The sequence below is a fragment of the Desulfofundulus luciae genome (assembly GCF_030813795.1).
Taxonomy (GTDB): domain Bacteria; phylum Bacillota; class Desulfotomaculia; order Desulfotomaculales; family Desulfovirgulaceae; genus Desulfofundulus; species Desulfofundulus luciae.
The window spans coordinates 243297-260985 of the sequence record NZ_JAUSUX010000001.1; the positions used below are offsets into that span (position 1 = coordinate 243297).

Consider the following 17689-nt stretch of genomic DNA (forward strand, 5'->3'; position numbering starts at 1 on the left):
ACGGTTGGGTGCTGTCGCAAAGCCTACCGGGGGGCGGTTACCCCTTACTCCCGCGTTTTGCGACAGTCAATGTTGGGGAAAAGAATCTGGAGGGCTAGATGAGCGCAAGAATTTTGATCGTCATCGTGACGCTGCCGTTGCTTTTATTGCTGGTTCTGGCCGGCGCCCGGAACGCAGCCGATTCCCTGGCCCAGAGCCTGGCCCATCCCCTCCCGCCGCCTGAACGGGGAGAGATGGAGATACCTATTCTGATGTACCACAAGGTAAACCCCGATCCCCGTACGGGAGGTCTGGGGCTGCGGGTGCCCCCGCAAAAGTTCGCCCGGCAAATGGAATATCTGGCCGGCCACGGGTTTCACACAGTTTCCCTTACCGACGTGGTGGATCACTTCCAAAAGAGCAAACCTCTCCCGCCCAGGCCGGTGGTGATTACTTTTGACGACGGCTACCTGGACAATTATACTTATGCCTTTCCCATTTTAAAAAAGTATGGTTTTACCGCTACCGTTTTCGTGGTAGCCCATACGGTAGGCAAGACAAATACCTTCGATGCCGGAAGACAGCCTTTAAACAAAATGGCCGGCTGGCGGGAGCTTAAGGAGATGGCCAGTTACGGCATAACCATTGGTGCCCATACCCTGGATCACCCCCGGTTGACCCGGCTTTCTCTGGAGGAAGTCCGGCGCCAGATTAAAGAAAGCAAGGCCCTCCTGGAAGCGGAGCTGGGGCGTCCGGTAGAGGTTTTCAGCTATCCTTACGGCGAGTACAACCGGGAGGTGGCCCGGGTGGTGAGGGAAAGCGGGTACCGTGCCGCCGTTACGACCAGGCAGGGGCTGGCAGGCCCCGGGGATGACCCCTTTACCCTGAAACGGGTGCGGGTCATGGGCAGCTACGACCTGCAGAAGTTCATTACGGAACTGGTGAAACATTATTATTCTTCCGCCCCTTTAAAGGAGTAGATACTCATGACGCATTCAGCGCCACCAACAGAGGATGAAAATGGCCGCCGTTTTGCACGAAGCGACCCAGCACTCACTGCAACCAGAGTTCTTTGGTATGGATGATTGCTGGGTATGTGGGTTTCAATCCCTACGCGGGTACCCAGCACTCACAGCAACCGGGTTCTCTATAGTAACTGCTAACCATATGCTGCTTTAGTCCCTGCGCAGGTACCTGGATCCGGTGAGTGCTGGGTGAGTGCTGGGGAACGGAGCGAGCGTGTGCAAACGGCAGGCAAGTACTATTTTTAGGACAGGCCGGTAAAACCCGTCCCCGTTGTGGTATAATATTTTCAAGGTGAGCTTAAATGTCCTTTTCTACCCTGACCAAAAATGAACTGGCCCGGGTGGTGGGGAAGGAAAAATGCTGCAGGCTGGCCGAACTGGCTGCCCTGGTCAAAATGGACGGCAGCCTGTCCATCGGCACGGGGCCTAAAACCGCCCTTACCATTGGCACCGAAAATGCAGCCGTTGCCCGCAAAATTTTTTCTCTTTTTAAGGAAATCTTTGGTGTGCATACCGAGGTCCTGGTGCAGCGCAAGAACCGGCTGCGCAAAAAGAACCTCTACCAGGTGCGGGTCTCCCCCCCGTCCGGTATGGCCGACATTTTGCGCCGCCTGGGTATGGTGGATGCCCGCGGCCGGTTGACCGGGGGCATCCCCAGGGAATTGGTGCGCCGGGAATGCTGCCGCCGTGCCTACCTGCGGGGAGCCTTCCTGGGAGGAGGGTCGGTGAACAACCCCGAGGGCACCTATCACCTGGAAATCATCACGGGCAACGTCGAGCTTGCCCGGGCACTCGGCCGGCTGATGGGGGAGTTCGGTCTGGAGGCACGGGTGAGCGCCCGCAAAAACTGGCATGTGGTTTATTTAAAGGACAGCGACCAGATTGTGGCCCTGCTGAATATTATGGGAGCCCATACCGCCCTTTTAGACTTTGAAAACGTACGCATATATAAGGACATGCGCAACCAGGTGAACCGCCTGGTGAACTGTGAAACGGCCAATCTGAACAAAGTGGTGGATGCGGCCCTGCGCCAGGTGGAGAATATTCGCTTCATTGCCGACACCATGGGGCTGGAAAAACTCCCGCCGGCTTTGCGGCAGGTAGCCGAGGCCCGCCTGCAGTATCCCGATGCAAGTTTACGGGAACTGGGGGAAATGCTCGAGCCCCGGGTGGGTAAATCCGGCGTGAACCACCGGCTGCGCAGGCTGGATGAGATTGCTAAAAAGCTCCGCGAACCTTCGTGCGAGGTCCCTGCCGGAGCTCTCCTCACGTCTCTCAGAGGCGGCAGGAGAAACCTGCAGCTTTAGAGAATAAAGAAATAGTTTATCTTCAGAAAATTAACGTTGTTAATGGCGGAGCTTTGGAGGAGTGGAAGGCCATGCGCCTGGGTTACGGACTTAACGTGGAACAAACGCAAAAATTAATCATGACTCCCGAGCTGCGTCAGGCCATAACCGTGCTGCAGCTGTCCTCCCTGGAGCTTTCCCTGTATATAGAACAACAGCTGCAGGAGAATCCTCTTCTGGAGTTGCGGGAAGAAGAAACGGATGAAAACGGGAAAGAAGGAGAATTTGAGTGGGAGCTTGAGGGAGGGGAAGAAAAGAGGGAATATGACCTGGACTGGGAGGAGTATTTCCAGGATTCCAGTGATCTGGGCTTTCCCCGGGTGGAGCGGGACCCCGAGCCCCCTGCCCATAATTATGAAAGTTTTCTTTCCCAGGCGCCTACCCTGCTGGAACACCTGATGTTCCAGCTGTATTTAAGCAAGTGCAGTCCCGAGGCAAGGGTTATCGGCGAATACCTGATCGGCAATATTGACGAGCACGGCTACCTCCAGACCACTGTGGAGGAGGCCGCCAAACAGTTGGCCGTATCTCCCGGGGCCGTAGAAGAGACGCTGAAGCTAATCCAGACCTTTGACCCGCCGGGGGTGGGTGCCCGCACCCTGCAGGAATGCCTGCTCATTCAGGTCAACCAGTTGGGTATTAAAGATCCGCTGCTGGAACGGATCATCCGCTATCATCTAATGGATCTGGCCAGGGGCAAGTTTAACCGCCTGGCCCAACAGCTTAATGTCCACGTCAGTGAAATCCAGCGGGTGGCCGATATTTTGAGAACCCTGGATCCGAAGCCTGGCCGTAATTTTTCCACTCCCCATGAGGTGCGCTATGTGGTACCGGATATAGTGGTGGAAAAAGTCGGAGACGACTATGTCATCCTTATCAACGATGTATCCTTGCCCCGCCTGACCATCAACCCTGCCTATCGCTCGGTGCTCAGCCAGCAGGAAAACATTGATTCCCGCACCCGCCGTTTTGTGGAAAGCAAGCTCAATGCGGCGGTCTGGTTGATCCGCAGCATAGAACAGCGGCGTTTGACTCTTTACAAGGTGGCCAGTTGCGTAGTACAACTGCAGCGTGATTTTCTGGACCACGGGGTGAAATATTTAAAACCCCTTAATTTGAAGCAGGTGGCTGAAATGGTCGGCCTGCATGAATCTACCGTGAGCCGGGCCACTTCCAACAAGTATATCCAGACCCCCCAGGGAGTATTTGAAATGAAATACTTCTTCCCAACGGGGATTAACAGCGACGGTGGGAACCTGACCTCCGCTGAAAGCATTAAAAAGATGCTCCAGGAAATTGTGACGGCGGAGGATCCCAAAGAGCCGTTAAATGACCAGAAGATTGCGGAAATTTTATCTAAACAAGGAATTCGCATCTCCCGGCGCACCGTGGCTAAATACCGGGGTGAATTGGGTATTCCTTCCGTCCAGCAGAGGAAGCGCTACTAGCCTGGTGCCGGGCCACTCCACGGGACGGTCCCTTTTCCGGGGCGGCCGCCCGCGTGGAGCTGGAAGACTTTTAACGCGGGTAACTTTCCACCCGGGTACCGGTTTTGTAACCGGTACCCAATTTTTTTATCTCAATTAACCAGAAAAAGGAGGAACTATTTGACTGGATGGCGAATAAGAATGTCATAATTCAAATAAATTTTACTAAATGAGGTATACTATTGAAAGGAGCGAGAGGGAATAATGACGGTAAGAATAGGGATTAATGGTTTCGGCAGGATAGGGAGAAATGTTTTGCGGGCATCGCTCCGGCATCCCGAGATCCAGGTGGTGGCCGTAAACCACAAGTCCCGGCGGCTTCCGGTGAACGGAAACTACGCCCGCACCCTTGCCCACGCTTTGAAATACGACCCGGTACACGGCCGGCTGGACGCCGATGTGCAGGCCGATGAGCGCTCCCTGGTGGTAAACGGCCGGGAGATCGTGGTCCTGGCCGAGGCGGATCCCGCCAATATCCCCTGGGGTGAACTGGGAGTGGATGTGGTGGTGGAGTCCACCGGCAAGTTTAAAACGGCGGAAGACGCCTCCGTGCACCTTTCCAGCGGGGCCCGGAAGGTGGTCATCAGCGCCCCGGCCAAAGGGGACATCCTGACGGTGGTCATGGGCGTGAATGAGGAGCTTTACGATCCTGCCGTACATCACGTGGTTTCCAATGCCTCCTGTACCACCAACTGCCTGGCGCCGGTGGCTAAAGTGCTGGATGAGCAGTTTGGCATAATCAAGGGTCTCATGACCACCGTCCATGCCTATACCAACGACCAGCAGATCCTGGATATGCCCCACCGGGACCTGCGCCGGGGCCGGGCCGCGGGCATGAGCATTATTCCCACCACCACCGGTGCGGCCAGGGCGGTGGAGCTGGTGCTCCCGCAGTTGAAAGGCAGGCTGAACGGTATGGCCATGCGGGTGCCCACCCCCAATGTCAGCGTGGTGGATTTTGTGGCCCAGCTGCGCCGGCCAGTTACGGTGGAGGAGGTCAACGGGGCCCTGAAGGACGCTTCCGAGGGTAAGCTCAGGGGGATCCTGGCCTACAGCGACCTGCCTTTAGTATCGGTGGATTACTGCGGGGACTCCCACTCGGCCATTGTGGACGGCCCGTCGACCATGGTTATTGGTGAGGACATGGTCAAAGTGGTGGCCTGGTACGACAATGAATGGGGTTATTCCAACCGCATCCTGGACTTAATTTTATACATGGCCGAAAGAGGATTTTAGTAAAACATGTCAAAGAATATACACAGGCAGGTGTTTCCGGCGGGCCCCTGACGCGGTGCCCGCCGGAACAGGTAATGGGCAAGACCAGAAGAAAAGGGCGGCAGTCCTTCCGCGGCCTTTTCGCCGGGGAGTGGAAAAGTACCGCCCGAATATTATGTTACAATTTCCATCAGGGAGGTATATGCGTGATCAAAACCATCCGGGACATGGAAGTAACCGGTAAGCGGGTACTGGTACGGGTAGATTTTAACGTACCCCTGGACCAGGAGGGTAATGTTACCGATGACACCCGGATCCGGGCGGCACTACCGACCATCCAGTACCTGATTGACAGGCAGGCCAGGGTGATCCTGGCCTCCCATTTGGGGCGTCCCAGGGGCAAGGTGGACGACCGCTACCGCCTGGACCCGGTGGCCCGGCGCCTCTCCGAGTTGCTGGGCAGGCCGGTGGTCAAGGTGGACGACTGTGTCGGGGATGAACCCAAAAGGGCCATCGCCGGGATGCAGCCCGGCGATGTGGTGCTGCTGGAAAATGTGCGCTTTTACCCCGGAGAAGAAAAAAACGATGAAAATTTTGCCCGGCAACTGGCCGAACTGGCCGACGTATATGTGAACGATGCTTTCGGCACCGCCCACCGGGCCCATGCATCCACCGAGGGGGTGGCCCACTTCCTGCCCGCTGCAGCCGGGTTTCTCATGGAAAAGGAAATTACCGTCCTGAATCAGGCCCTGTCCAACCCCTCCCGTCCCTTTGTGGCCATCCTGGGCGGGGCCAAGGTTTCCGATAAGATTGGCGTCATTGAAAACCTCCTGGGCAAGGTGGATGCCCTGCTCATTGGAGGGGGTATGGCCAATACCTTTTTGGCCGCCCGGGGATATGCCCTGGGCAAGTCGCTGGTGGAAGCGGACCGGGTGGCCCTGGCCCGGGATTTAATGACCCGGGCGGAAAAGGCAGGCGTCAAACTGGTGTTACCCCTGGACCTGGTGGTTGCCGAGGCGGCCCGCCCGGAAGCGGAACCCAGGGTGGTAGCGGTGGATTCTGTGCCGGAAGAGTGGATGGCCCTGGACATCGGCCCAAAAACGGTAGAAACCTTTGCCGCCGAGGTGCGCGATGCCGGTACCGTCATCTGGAACGGCCCCATGGGTGTTTTTGAGATGGCCCCCTTTGCGGCGGGCACCTTTGGCCTGGCCCGGGCGCTCGCCGAAAGCAAAGCCACCACCCTCGTGGGCGGGGGAGATACGGCGGCGGCGGTGGAAAAGGCCGGGGTGGCCGGCAGGATGTCCCATATCTCCACCGGCGGTGGTGCTTCCCTGGAGTTTCTGGAAGGCAAGGTCCTGCCGGGTGTGGCAGTGCTAATGGACAGAGGGAAATGAGGGAAAGACCATGCGCATACCCTTACTGGCAGGCAACTGGAAAATGTACAAGACCGTCGCCGAAGCGGTAGAATTTGTGCGGAGGCTGAAGGAGGCCCTTTCCGGTGTCCGGGGAGTGGAAGTGGCCGTCTGCCCCCCTTTTACAGCCCTCTATGCCGTGGCCCGGGAACTGGCGGGCAGCAACATTGCCCTGGGTGCTCAGAATATGTACTGGGTCGAAGAGGGAGCCTATACGGGAGAAGTTTCTCCGGTTATGTTGAAAGAAATCGGCTGCCGTTATGTGATCCTGGGTCACTCGGAGCGGCGGCAGTATTTCGGCGAGAATGATGAAAATGTCAATGCCAAAGTAAAGGCGGCTTTAAAACACGGGCTCGTCCCCATTGTCTGTGTGGGCGAACGCCTGGAAGAAAGGGAAGCGGGGCATACGGAAGAGGTTATTGCCGGGCAGGTGCGCCGTTCCCTGGCCGGCCTTTCCGGCACCGAGCTGGCCGGCCTGGTGGTGGCCTACGAACCGGTATGGGCCATTGGCACCGGCCGCACGGCCTTGCCGGAAGATGCCCAGCAGGTGAACGCCTTTATCCGCCACCTGCTGGCCGGGATGGGCGGCCGGGAGGCGGCCCGGCAGGTGCGCATCCAGTACGGCGGCAGCGTCAAGCCGGAAAATGCCGCCGAACTGCTGGGGCAGCCCGATATAGACGGCGCCCTGGTGGGCGGCGCCAGCCTGAAGGTGGACAGCTTTGCCGCCATTGTCCGGGCGGCGCTGCGGGGATAGATCGCCAAACGGTGCTTTTGCTGCAAGACAAAGCAGGCCAAGCCAGTATTTTCAACATCCTGGAGGTTTTCGATGGAAATAAAGCATGTCCCCATGGTCCTGGTTATCCTGGACGGCTGGGGCCTGAGGGATGAACAAGAAGGAAATGCCATAGCCCAGGCCAGGACGCCCAATATGGATCGCTTTTGGGCCACCTATCCCCACACCACCCTGGGAACATCGGGGGAGGATGTGGGCCTGCCCGACGGCCAGATGGGCAATTCGGAGGTGGGGCACCTCAATATCGGGGCCGGGCGCATTGTCTACCAGGAGCTGACCCGCATTACCCGGGCCATCAGGGACGGCAGCTTTTTTACCAATGAAGCCCTGGTGGCGGCCGTGGAGCATGTCCGGGCCAACCACGGGGCCCTGCATTTGATGGGTCTTTTGTCCGACGGCGGCGTGCACAGCCATATTACCCACCTCTTTGCCCTGCTGGAACTGGCCAGGAGGCATAATTTGCCGCGGGTGTACGTACACTGTTTCCTGGACGGCCGGGACGTTCCCCCCGATAATGCCGGGGAATACATTCGGCAGCTTGAAGAAAAGTGCCGGGAACTGGGTACGGGCGAGATTGCCACGGTTATGGGGCGCTACTACGCCATGGACCGGGACTGCCGCTGGGACCGCACCAGAAGGGCATATGAGGCCATGGTCCTGGGGGAAGGGTTGAAGGCGCCTTCCGCCATGCAGGCCCTGGAAGAATCCTACCGGCGCGGGGAAACCGATGAGTTTGTGCAGCCCACGGTAATTACCGGGGGAGATGCTCCCGTGGCGGTGGTCGAAGACGGCGATGCGGTGATCTTTTACAACTTCCGCCCCGACCGGGCCAGGCAGATCACCCGGGCCTTTGTGGACGAGGATTTTGCCGGCTTTGAGCGCCCGGCAAACCGCCCGCGGGTGCATTTTACCTGCATGACCCTTTACGATAAAACCATAAACGCTCCGGTGGCCTTTAAACCTCACCATCCCACCAACACCCTGGGGGAAGTGATCAGCCGTCTGGGGCTCAAGCAGCTGCGCCTGGCCGAAACGGAAAAATACGCCCACGTCACCTTTTTCTTCAACGGGGGAGTGGAAACGCCCTATCCCGGGGAAGACCGCCTTTTAATTCCCTCTCCCAAAGTGGCTACCTACGATCAGAAGCCGGAGATGAGCGCCCCGGAGGTTACGAACGCCTTCCTGGAGCAGCTGGCTGCGGATAAATACCAGGTAATCATCATGAATTATGCCAATGCGGACATGGTGGGCCATACCGGCGACATGGCTGCGGCGGTCAGGGCCATTGAAACCGTAGACCTGTGCCTGGGGAAGGTGGTGGGGGCCGTGCTGGAAAAGCGCGGTACGGTCATTATTACCGCCGATCACGGCAATGCCGATGAAATGCTGGAACCCAACGGGCATCCCCATACCGCCCATACCACCAACCGGGCTCCATTTATACTGATCGGGGAGGATCTCGGGCGGGTAAAACTCCGTCCGGGGGGCATTCTGGCGGATATTGCCCCGACCGTGCTGGACCTGATGGGGATTCCCAGGCCGCCGGAAATGACCGGCGAGTCGTTAATTATGGAGTGTTAGAAATTTAGTATGCCTGTTATTCGGCGCATCCTTGCCATAATACAACCGAGGAGGAAGAAATTCATGAGCACAACCATAGTTGACGTATACGCCAGGGAGATTCTCGATTCCCGGGGCAACCCCACCGTGGAGGTGGACGTGCTGCTGGAAGATGGCACTCTGGGGCGCGCAGCCGTACCCTCCGGGGCTTCCACCGGCGCCCACGAAGCGGTGGAACTGAGGGATGGCGACCCGTCCCGTTACCTGGGCAAGGGCGTGCAAAAGGCCGTAAACAACGTAATTGAAAAAATCGCCCCCGAGATCATCGGCTTTGACGCCACCGACCAGGTGGGCCTGGACATGACCCTCATCGAGCTGGACGGCACGCCAAACAAGAGCAACCTGGGTGCCAACGCCGTCCTGGGTGTTTCCCTGGCCACGGCCAGGGCGGCGGCCCAGGCGGTGGGACTGCCCCTCTATCAATATCTCGGCGGAGTCAATGCCCGGCGGCTGCCCGTGCCAATGATGAACATTTTGAACGGCGGCAAGCACGCCGACAACAACGTGGACATCCAGGAATTCATGATCATGCCCGTAGGGGCCCCCAGCTTTGCCGAGGCCCTGCGGATGGGGGCCGAGGTCTTCCACAACCTGAAAAAGGTGCTCAAGAAAAAGGGCCTGAATACCGCCGTAGGCGACGAGGGCGGCTTTGCGCCCAACCTCAGTTCCAATGAAGAAGCCTGCGCGGTAATTATGGAGGCCATCGAGGCGGCCGGCTACCGGCCGGGGGAAGATGTGGCCCTGGCCATCGATCCCGCGGCCACAGAGTTTTTCAAGGAAGACCGCTACATGCTGGAAGGGAAGCCTTTCACTGCGGAGGAGTTGATTGACTTTTACGCTTCCCTGGTAGAGCGCTATCCCATCCTTTCCATTGAGGACGGCCTGGCCGAGGACGACTGGGAGAACTGGCCGAAGCTTACTGCCCGCCTGGGCGGCAGGGTGCAGATAGTGGGGGACGACCTTTACGTTACCAATACGGAAAGGCTTCAAAAGGGGATCGAACTGCGGGCCAGCAATTCCATCCTGATCAAGGTGAACCAGATCGGCACCCTCACCGAAACTCTGGAAGCCATTGAAATGGCCCGGCGGGCCGGGTTCACTGCGGTGGTCAGCCACCGTTCCGGGGAGACGGAAGACACCTTCATTGCCGACCTGGTGGTGGCCACCGGTACCGGCATGATTAAGACCGGAGCGCCTTCCCGGACCGACCGGGTGGCCAAGTACAACCAGTTGCTGCGCATAGAGGAACAACTTGGTGATACCGCTATTTATCCGGGCCGGAACGCCCTGAGAACCTCACGTCTCCAATTTATCCCGCATGTGTAATTGTCAATTATTATTGTTCTGTGCTATAATAACAACGAATGGAAGGGGAGGTGCCAGCGGGTGTTAAAAGGCGTTTTAATAGCCTTTCACGTTCTCTTAAGCATTGCTCTCATTGCCACAGTGCTTTTGCAGTCGGGAAGAAGTGCCGGGCTCTCCGGGGCCATAGCCGGGGGAGCGGAGGTTTTGTTCGGTAAAAAGAAAGGGTTGGACGAATTTTTCAGCAAACTGACTACGGTAGTGGCGGTGTTATTTGCCATTACATCACTGGTTTTGGGCTTATGGATATAAGCCCATTGTCTTATTCTTTGCAGGCTGCCGTCCACCAGCCAGAAGATTTATAAAAGAAAGGTGTGCGGCGCCTGTTACCGGGAAGGGGAGGTGATCGGGAGGGGGAGGTTAGGTATTTTATGACAGGCTGTTTAAAAAATTAACCATGGGGGGGAATATTCTTGGTACAGTCGTGGGTGACCTATTCCGGGATAGTGGCTGCCATTATCGGGATCCTGTTTGCAGGTTATCTGGCCTCATGGGTACTTAGTCGTCCAGCCGGTTCCCAGCGCATGCAGGAAATTTCGGCGGCCATTCAGGAAGGGGCTATGGCCTATCTCAACCGGCAGTATAAGACCATAGCCCTGGTTGGTGTGATAGTAGCCCTGATTATCCTGTTCGGCCTTAACTACTGGACAGCAGTCGGCTTTGTCATCGGTGCTGTTTTCTCCGGTTTGTGCGGTTATATCGGCATGTACGTGACCACCCGGGGCAATACCCGTGTGGCGGAAGCGGCCAAGTCCGGCATCGGCTATGCCCTGCAGGTGGCTTTCCGGGGCGGCGCCGTGACGGGGATGATGTGTGTGAGCCTGGCCCTTTTGGGCGTATCGGCCATGTACGTCATTTTTAAGGACCCGGTGGCGCTGGTGGGCCTGGGCTTTGGCGGTTCGCTGATCAGCGTGTTTGCCCGTCTGGGCGGCGGCATTTACACCAAGAGTGCCGACGTCGGCGCCGACCTGGTGGGTAAGGTGGAAGCCGGCATTCCCGAAGACGACCCCCGGAACCCGGCGGTTATTGCCGACAACGTGGGTGACAACGTCGGTGACTGTGCCGGTATGGCTGCCGACCTCTTCGAGACCTATGCCGTGACTGCTGTCGGTGCCATGCTCCTCGGTTTCCTGATCTTCAAAGATCAACCCCAGTACGTGGTCTATCCCATGGTTCTGGGAGCAGTCGCAATCATTGCCTCCATTATCGGTACCTTCTTTGTCCGGATGGGCGGCGGTACCAACATCATGGGCGCCCTGTACAAGGGGCTCTGGGCTTCCGCCATCCTGGCCCTGATCGGCTTCTGGTTTGTCACCGGTGCCGTGCTGGGCTCCACTGCCTTCTTCTGGCCCGCTCTCATCGGCGTGGTCGTCACCGTAGCCATCGTGTACATTACCGACTACTATACATCCAAGAGTTTCCGCCCGGTGAAGTCCATTGCTGAAGCTTCCCAGTCCGGTCACGCCACCAACATCATTACCGGTATCTCTGTGGCTATGGAGGCCGGCGTTTTGCCTGCCATTGTAATCATAGCCGGTATTCTGATTTCCTACCTGATCGGCGGCGGCGGGGCGGAAGGGCTCTATGCCATCGGTATTGCTTCCATGGCCATGCTCTCCATGACCGGTATCATCGTGGCCATTGACTCCTACGGGCCCATTACCGATAATGCCGGCGGTATTGCCGAAATGGCCGAGCTGCCGGAAGAAGTGCGCAACATCACCGACCCGCTGGATGCCGTGGGCAACACCACCAAAGCGGTGACCAAGGGTTACGCCATTGGTTCTGCCGGCCTGGCGGCCATCGTGCTCTTTGCCGACTACACCCACCACCTGGCGGACTTTGTTCCCAGTGAGAAGCTCACCTTCTCCATCCACAACCCGTGGGTGCTGGCCGGCCTGTTCATCGGTGCTGCCCTGCCCTACCTGTTCTCCTCCCTGGCCATTGGTGCCGTGGGCCGGGCGGCCTACGAGGTGGTCAACGAGGTGCGGCGGCAGTTCCGGGAAATTAAGGGCATTATGGAGGGTAAGGCCAAGCCGGAATATGGCCGTTGCGTGGATATCGTCACCCGCCGTGCCCTGAAGGAAATGATCCTGCCCGGACTGATCCCCGTTCTCTCCCCAGTGATCGTAGGCCTGCTCCTGGGACGGGACGCCCTGGGCGGCATGCTGATGGGCACCATCATCAGCGGTCTCTTCCTGGCCATCTTCCAGACCTCCGGCGGCGGTGCCTGGGACAACGCCAAGAAGTACATTGAAGAGGGCATGTACGGCGGCAAGGGTACTCCCACCCATGCTGCGGCGGTAACCGGCGACACCGTCGGAGACCCGCTGAAGGATACGGCGGGACCGGCCATCAACCCGATGATCAAGATCGTGAATATCGTGGCGCTGCTGATCATCCCGTTGATTGCCAATATCGCCCGCTAGGATCAAAACTGGCAATAAAAAATGCCCCTGCCGTATGCGGCAGGGGTACTTTTATATGCGCGGCCTGAGTTAACCCACTTTCCAGTTGCCCTTACCCCGGCTTCCGTTTGCGGTGATTACCGCCTCAACCGAGCAACCCCTGAATGGAAAGGCGTCGCCATACGCCTTTGCCGGTGATGTCGATACTCACCCCATCCGGGGCTACCCTGGCATTTTTCGGGAGAAACACCTTGAGGCCGTTGGCCTCGGTCTGGTGGAACCTTTCCACGTCGGCAGGTAAGCCTGCATACACGGCAGGCTCATAGGTCATGCCTCCTCACCCGCCGCAGAGTTCCATAACCAGGGTGATGGTATCGGTTTGTTGCAGTATATAGTCCCTGGCCTCGTCGGATACATGTACCTGAACCACAAAAACCACCCTCCTGTTCTTATGTGATTACTCAATGACCCATAATATTCAGTTAATGTACGGCTGACCAGGTTAATGTGCGACGTCAGGCACGGCCCAGCACTCACCACAATATGACTCTGCTCCCGGTGTTTCAGGTTTAATTGACAAATCAGGTTTTGGGAAGAGCTAGTGTTCCAGTGAGTGCTGGGTCCCGCTCACTCATATGCTCCCCAGCACTCACTGGAAAAGCTGTACTTCAAATACCAGCATTCACTGCTTGTCACAGCAGGTCTGGGTAAAGCAACATTGTTCAGTGAGTGCTGGGCAAAATCATTCGCTCCAGACAACGCCGTGCCTTTAGGGCGATGGCAGGAATGATTACGGGCGCAATGTTAAGTGAACTTGCGAAAGACCTGCATGAATTCAGCCATTATGTCTTTAAGTTCCTTGCCTCCCGCCAGGCCCTCCATAATCTCGTCGGCCAGGTGGCAGGCCAGGGTGGTCATGGCCACCTGGTTGATGGCCGCTTTAATGGCCGCCAGCTGGATGACCACTTCACCGCAACTGCGCTGGTCCTGGATCATCCTGGACACTCCCCGCACCTGCCCCTCTATGCGCTTTAACCGGGCCAGCAATTCCTCCTGCACTTCCTGCCGGTAAACCGGGTCTTTTTTCATGAAGCCTGCTCCTTTCCCGGAAGGTCAAATCACAACTCCAAAGCCCCATACCCCGTATGGTATATAAAAGTTTACTATTAATCCTGCAGTTTGTCAAGAGCAAATCCCCAATTAATATGTATTGACAATCTGAAAGGACGCGGGTAATATTATATATACGAGATACCCCTACGGGTACCCGTAAATGGGATGTAACAGTTTTCCAGTAAGCCGGCAATCTTTAGATGTTTCCAGAAAAGGAGGAATCACCATGCTCAAGGAAAAACAAAAACAGCGTAAACTAAGGCAAAGCTTAACCTGGTTGGGCCTGCCCCTGGTGGCCGTGCTGGGATGGTTCTACCCCTGGCTGGGCTTCTTGCTCCTCGGGTGTATGGTCGGGGCAGTGGGGGTGGCAGCCTTCCGGGGACGGGCCTGGTGCGACTGGATGTGTCCCCGCGGAGCCTTTTTCGATCTCTTTGTGCGGCCCCTGTCCCGGAAGAAAGCCATCCCTGCCTTTTTCCGCAGTCGAGCGGTGCGGGTATTCATGCTGGGCTTAATTTTCACCATGATCGGCGTCCAGTGGTACCTGGCCGGGGGAGATGTGGCGGCCATGGGACTGGCCCTGGTGCGTATACTTACTGTTACCACGGTGGTCGGAATTATCCTGGGATTGCTTATTCATCCCCGGATCTGGTGTCACATCTGCCCCATGGGCACCCTGGGCCACTGGCTCTCCAGGGGCAATGAGCCCCTCTCCATCAGCCGGACCTGCACCGTCTGCCGGGCCTGCGCCCGGATCTGCCCCATGCAGCTGAAACCCTATGAGTACCGGCTGGAAGGAACTATGGGGGACAATGACTGTATCAAATGCGGCTCCTGCGTGGCCGCCTGCCCCCGCCGCGCCCTGTCCTTCAGCTCCGGTTACGGGGAAAAGGAAGCGGCCTGACGGCCTGAACCCACCCTGTTCTGCTGAAGGCTGGCGTTAAAAATGGCCGGCTATCGCCGGCCATTTGCCCTGGGAAGGGGCTGTTTTCAGAATCCCTGTGCCTTTTTGAACCGGCGGCGCTCCGCCCAGAGCCGGTCGGCCACCCGGCCCCACTCCCGGGAACGGTCGTCCAGGCAGGCGGCAATGGTGCCCTCCAGTACGGTGTCCGCCCCTTCGTGGGTCGGGCGGGCGCCGGATTCTTTAACGATATCCCGCAGGGCCTGCGGTACATCGATGATCGGGCAGGGCCGGAGCAGGTTGTCGTGGAAGGGCTGGCGCTTCTGGTAGGCCGCGAACAGGGGCGAGCGCAGTACTTCGATCAGGCTCTTTTCATTGATGTTGTCCACGGCAAAGTGGACGAAGGCGCAGGGTTCCACTTCCCCGGCGGCATTGATGTGGAAGTAGCGCCTTCCCCCGGCAATGCACCCCTCCACCAGTTCACCGTCGTTCCAGAAGTCGGCAATCTGGATGGGTTTGTGGGTGCGGATGTAGGGTATGCGTTCAGCCAGGTAGGCCCTCTGCTCCGGGGTAATCATCAGGTTCACGTTGGGGTTGCGGCCGATGGGAATGTAATGGAATGTCCAGCCGTAAATAACCCCTTTATCAATAAGGAAATCGATAAACTCGTCGCTGGTTACTTCCATCACGTTTTCCCTGGTGATGGTGATGGAAACGCCAAAGGCCGCGCCCCGTTCCCGCAACAGGTCCATGGCCCGCATGACTCTGTCGAAGGTACCCGGGCCGCGCCGGGCGTCGGTGCGTTCCCGCCACCCTTCCAGGCTGATGGCCGGGGAGAAGTTTCCTACCTCGATAATTCTATCGGCCATTTTTTCATTGATCAGTGTACCGTTGGTGTAGGCCATGAAGGCCATATCGTGATGTTTGGCCATCAGGTCGAAAAGGTACGGGTAGACCAGGGGCTCCCCGCCGGAAAAGACGATCCAGTAGATGCCCAGCTCTTTGGCCTCGCTGAAAAGGCGGTCCAGCCTCTCCGGGCTCAAGGAGTTCTTGTGGGAATATTTGCCAGCCCAGCAGCCCTCACAGGCCAGGTTGCAGGCGCTGGTGGGATCGACCAGGATGAAGTTGGGAACGTTCACCCCCAGTTTTGCGGACATATTCCTCTGGCGGGGAATACCGAAAATCATGGCGTTCATAAACCAGTTGTATGCCAGGCGGTTACGCACGTTGGGATGGAGGTTTTGGGCCAGCCTGTTGATGTACTCCCGGATGGCCGGATTTTCCCGGTAGGCGGCGGCTACCGTTTCCACCTGACGTTTGTGCCGTTCCTGAATGGCCAGTAACTTCACCAGATTTAAGAGTCGCGGAAAATTCGTTTCCGGTTTTTTACTCACGTAGGCCAGAACGTTTTGAGAAAGGTGCGCGGCAAGGAAATTTTTGGCTCGACCCAGTTTGGTAGTCCCGGAATGCATAAACAGCAACCTCCTGTAAGTTTTTTATATGACCACTTGCATTTACTGGCTGGGGGAGAATATCGCAAAACTGCCCGGTGGTGGTCGTCCCCCGTCGCGAAAGACACTACCCAAAGGAAATATCCTGGGGTGCATGTCAATATGCATAGGATTTCCCCTCTTTCGTCAAAAAATTCCCCAAGAAACCTAACAGGCCAAAAAGACCCAAAAACATTTTAAAAAAATTTACCGTGAGCGTTGCAGGGCTTCCGTTAAAAAGCTGGCCAGGATCCTGCGTTCCTGGTTGTCGCATTCGGAAATGTGATCTTCAAAGCGGCGGATGCAGGAAAGGATTTTGCTGTTAACCGCATCTTTCATGCTCTTGAGCATGGTTCCGATTGCCGAGCCGGCAAAGAGGCTTAAGACCAGCTCGGGCTTGGGGGCCAGTTCGAGGATGTGCTTCAGTGCCGCCATGCCCCGGGAGTTAATCTCGTGTATATGGGTGATTAAAAGGGCGATGGTATAGGCACTGAACACCACCGGCAATTCTATCCGGGACATTTCCTCTAAAAGTTCTTCCTTGATTTTTTGGGGGTTCAAGTTCTTCATATTATCAACCAGGGATAACAGTTTGCCTCGGGCTGTCGACCAGTCCTCCAGGTTTTTTGATTTTGCTTCCTGTGGGGGCAGGAGCTTAAGGGCCTTTTCCGTCGGCCGGAAAACCACCATGGAACGGCCGGGAGCCTTTTCGCTGCGGCTGAGGGTGTACTCCCTGCGCAGAAAGTCTCCTTTTTCCAGCTCTTTAAGGATGTCGTAGGCTGTCCACTTGCTTACGCCAAGTGCCTGAGCAACGGTGGCATAGTGGACGGGAAGACCAGTCTGGCGGAAGAGGTTTACAATTTTATAAAGGAATTCTTTACGCCGTTGGGTAAGGTTCATGGGGTGTCACTCCCAGCGAGAAATGAATCAGTCCTGCTCCCAAAAAACCAAAATTTAATTATTATTATACTTTTCCTTTCCGGGCTGTCAAGGTTCCCTCGAAACATCACCCGTTCTTATTCAGTGCCGGCCCGACGCTACACTTGCGATATGACAAATTTTTGGTAAAATATTTTATAAATGTTCAGCGAACCTGGTTGGATGCGGCCCAGCACTCACCAAAATATGATTCTGCTTCCGGTGTTTCAGGTTTAATTGACACATCAGGTTTTGGGAAGAGCTAGTATCCCAGTGAGTGCTGGGTCCTCGCTCACTCCAGTGCTTCGCGCCGACAGCACCGCGGTTCGCTTCGGGCCGCCCAGCACTCACTGAAAAAGTTATACTGGAAAGCCCTGCACTTACTATCTTGTTACAGCAGGCTTAGAAAGAGCATCATTGCCGGTGAGTGCTGGGTCTTCTGCGGATTGCCCGTGACTAATTGTACTTCGTTGTAAGCTGTTAACTAATGTGTTTCAAGCTTTTCTTACGCTTAGTCAATCTTGCGTCCTCGAGAGCCGAGCCGCCCATCACTCACTGAAAAAGCTATACTGGAAAGGCCTGCACTTACTGTCTTGCCATAGCAGGCTTAGAATGAGCATCTT

At 56.8% G+C, this 17689-nt stretch carries 15 protein-coding genes; 11 read left to right on the forward strand and 4 right to left on the reverse strand.

Going from position 1 to position 17689, the window contains the following annotated elements; all coding sequences use genetic code 11:
* Nucleotides 1-98: 98 nt before the first annotated feature.
* From J2Z49_RS01155 to J2Z49_RS01200, 10 genes are all read left to right on the forward strand, one after another.
* The gene (locus J2Z49_RS01155; RefSeq protein WP_307399067.1) at nucleotides 99-959 is read left to right on the forward strand and encodes a polysaccharide deacetylase family protein; all 861 of its coding nucleotides are present in this window, start codon (nucleotides 99-101) and stop codon (nucleotides 957-959) included.
* A 347-nt stretch (nucleotides 960-1306) separates the two neighbouring features.
* Nucleotides 1307-2311, forward strand: a complete 1005-nt coding sequence (gene whiA / locus J2Z49_RS01160; RefSeq protein WP_307399069.1) for a DNA-binding protein WhiA — start codon at nucleotides 1307-1309, stop codon at nucleotides 2309-2311.
* Between the two features lie 71 nt (nucleotides 2312-2382).
* Complete coding sequence (rpoN, locus tag J2Z49_RS01165) at nucleotides 2383-3798, forward strand: RNA polymerase factor sigma-54 (RefSeq protein ID WP_307399071.1); 1416 nt, start codon at nucleotides 2383-2385, stop codon at nucleotides 3796-3798.
* 243 nt (nucleotides 3799-4041) lie between these two features.
* Nucleotides 4042-5073, forward strand: coding sequence for a type I glyceraldehyde-3-phosphate dehydrogenase (gap, locus tag J2Z49_RS01170; protein WP_307399074.1), 1032 nt, complete (start codon nucleotides 4042-4044; stop codon nucleotides 5071-5073).
* Between the two features lie 206 nt (nucleotides 5074-5279).
* The gene (locus tag J2Z49_RS01175) at nucleotides 5280-6446 is read left to right on the forward strand and encodes a phosphoglycerate kinase (protein ID WP_307399165.1); all 1167 of its coding nucleotides are present in this window, start codon (nucleotides 5280-5282) and stop codon (nucleotides 6444-6446) included.
* Nucleotides 6447-6456: 10 nt separating this feature from the next.
* Nucleotides 6457-7218, forward strand: coding sequence for a triose-phosphate isomerase (tpiA, locus tag J2Z49_RS01180; RefSeq protein ID WP_307399076.1), 762 nt, complete (start codon nucleotides 6457-6459; stop codon nucleotides 7216-7218).
* Between the two features lie 72 nt (nucleotides 7219-7290).
* A complete protein-coding gene (gene gpmI / locus J2Z49_RS01185) occupies nucleotides 7291-8838 on the forward strand; it encodes a 2,3-bisphosphoglycerate-independent phosphoglycerate mutase (RefSeq protein WP_307399078.1) in 1548 nt (515 codons plus the stop codon).
* A gap of 63 nt (nucleotides 8839-8901) precedes the next feature.
* On the forward strand, nucleotides 8902-10203 hold the full coding sequence (gene eno / locus J2Z49_RS01190) for a phosphopyruvate hydratase (RefSeq protein ID WP_307399080.1): 1302 nt from the start codon (nucleotides 8902-8904) through the stop codon (nucleotides 10201-10203).
* Between the two features lie 60 nt (nucleotides 10204-10263).
* Complete coding sequence (secG, locus tag J2Z49_RS01195; RefSeq protein WP_072867274.1) at nucleotides 10264-10491, forward strand: preprotein translocase subunit SecG; 228 nt, start codon at nucleotides 10264-10266, stop codon at nucleotides 10489-10491.
* 161 nt (nucleotides 10492-10652) lie between these two features.
* A complete protein-coding gene (locus tag J2Z49_RS01200) occupies nucleotides 10653-12668 on the forward strand; it encodes a sodium-translocating pyrophosphatase (protein WP_307399083.1) in 2016 nt (671 codons plus the stop codon).
* A 124-nt stretch (nucleotides 12669-12792) separates the two neighbouring features.
* Here the strand turns inward: J2Z49_RS01200 and J2Z49_RS01205 are convergent, their stop codons facing one another.
* Nucleotides 12793-13077 (reverse strand): CC/Se motif family (seleno)protein, encoded by a 285-nt coding sequence (locus J2Z49_RS01205; RefSeq protein ID WP_307399085.1) that lies wholly within the window; start codon nucleotides 13075-13077, stop codon nucleotides 12793-12795.
* Nucleotides 13078-13451: 374 nt separating this feature from the next.
* A complete protein-coding gene (locus tag J2Z49_RS01210) occupies nucleotides 13452-13736 on the reverse strand; it encodes a metal-sensitive transcriptional regulator (protein WP_307399087.1) in 285 nt (94 codons plus the stop codon).
* 250 nt (nucleotides 13737-13986) lie between these two features.
* On the opposite strand from J2Z49_RS01210, the gene J2Z49_RS01215 reads away from it, so the two are divergent.
* On the forward strand, nucleotides 13987-14661 hold the full coding sequence (locus J2Z49_RS01215; RefSeq protein ID WP_307399089.1) for a 4Fe-4S binding protein: 675 nt from the start codon (nucleotides 13987-13989) through the stop codon (nucleotides 14659-14661).
* 86 nt (nucleotides 14662-14747) lie between these two features.
* On the opposite strand, the gene J2Z49_RS01220 is transcribed toward J2Z49_RS01215, so the two are convergent.
* Together J2Z49_RS01220 and J2Z49_RS01225 are read right to left on the reverse strand one after the other, a co-directional pair.
* Nucleotides 14748-16130 (reverse strand): radical SAM protein, encoded by a 1383-nt coding sequence (locus tag J2Z49_RS01220; protein ID WP_307399091.1) that lies wholly within the window; start codon nucleotides 16128-16130, stop codon nucleotides 14748-14750.
* Nucleotides 16131-16355: 225 nt separating this feature from the next.
* The gene (locus J2Z49_RS01225) at nucleotides 16356-17048 is read right to left on the reverse strand and encodes a LexA family protein (protein WP_307399092.1); all 693 of its coding nucleotides are present in this window, start codon (nucleotides 17046-17048) and stop codon (nucleotides 16356-16358) included.
* Nucleotides 17049-17689 lie beyond the last annotated feature (641 nt).

Excerpts from the sequence above, each read along its gene's own strand:
- J2Z49_RS01155 (WP_307399067.1), top strand. The coding sequence starts at position 99 with ATGAGCGCAAGAATTTTGATCGTCATCGTGACGCTGCCGTTGCTTTTA.
- whiA (WP_307399069.1), top strand. The coding sequence starts at position 1,307 with ATGTCCTTTTCTACCCTGACCAAAAATGAACTGGCCCGGGTGGTGGGG.
- rpoN (WP_307399071.1), top strand. The coding sequence starts at position 2,383 with ATGCGCCTGGGTTACGGACTTAACGTGGAACAAACGCAAAAATTAATC.
- gap (WP_307399074.1), top strand. The coding sequence starts at position 4,042 with ATGACGGTAAGAATAGGGATTAATGGTTTCGGCAGGATAGGGAGAAAT.
- J2Z49_RS01175 (WP_307399165.1), top strand. The coding sequence starts at position 5,280 with ATGGAAGTAACCGGTAAGCGGGTACTGGTACGGGTAGATTTTAACGTA.
- tpiA (WP_307399076.1), top strand. The coding sequence starts at position 6,457 with ATGCGCATACCCTTACTGGCAGGCAACTGGAAAATGTACAAGACCGTC.
- gpmI (WP_307399078.1), top strand. The coding sequence starts at position 7,291 with ATGGAAATAAAGCATGTCCCCATGGTCCTGGTTATCCTGGACGGCTGG.
- eno (WP_307399080.1), top strand. The coding sequence starts at position 8,902 with ATGAGCACAACCATAGTTGACGTATACGCCAGGGAGATTCTCGATTCC.
- J2Z49_RS01210 (WP_307399087.1), bottom strand. The coding sequence starts at position 13,736 with ATGAAAAAAGACCCGGTTTACCGGCAGGAAGTGCAGGAGGAATTGCTG.
- J2Z49_RS01215 (WP_307399089.1), top strand. The coding sequence starts at position 13,987 with ATGCTCAAGGAAAAACAAAAACAGCGTAAACTAAGGCAAAGCTTAACC.
- J2Z49_RS01220 (WP_307399091.1), bottom strand. The coding sequence starts at position 16,130 with ATGCATTCCGGGACTACCAAACTGGGTCGAGCCAAAAATTTCCTTGCC.
- J2Z49_RS01225 (WP_307399092.1), bottom strand. The coding sequence starts at position 17,048 with ATGAACCTTACCCAACGGCGTAAAGAATTCCTTTATAAAATTGTAAAC.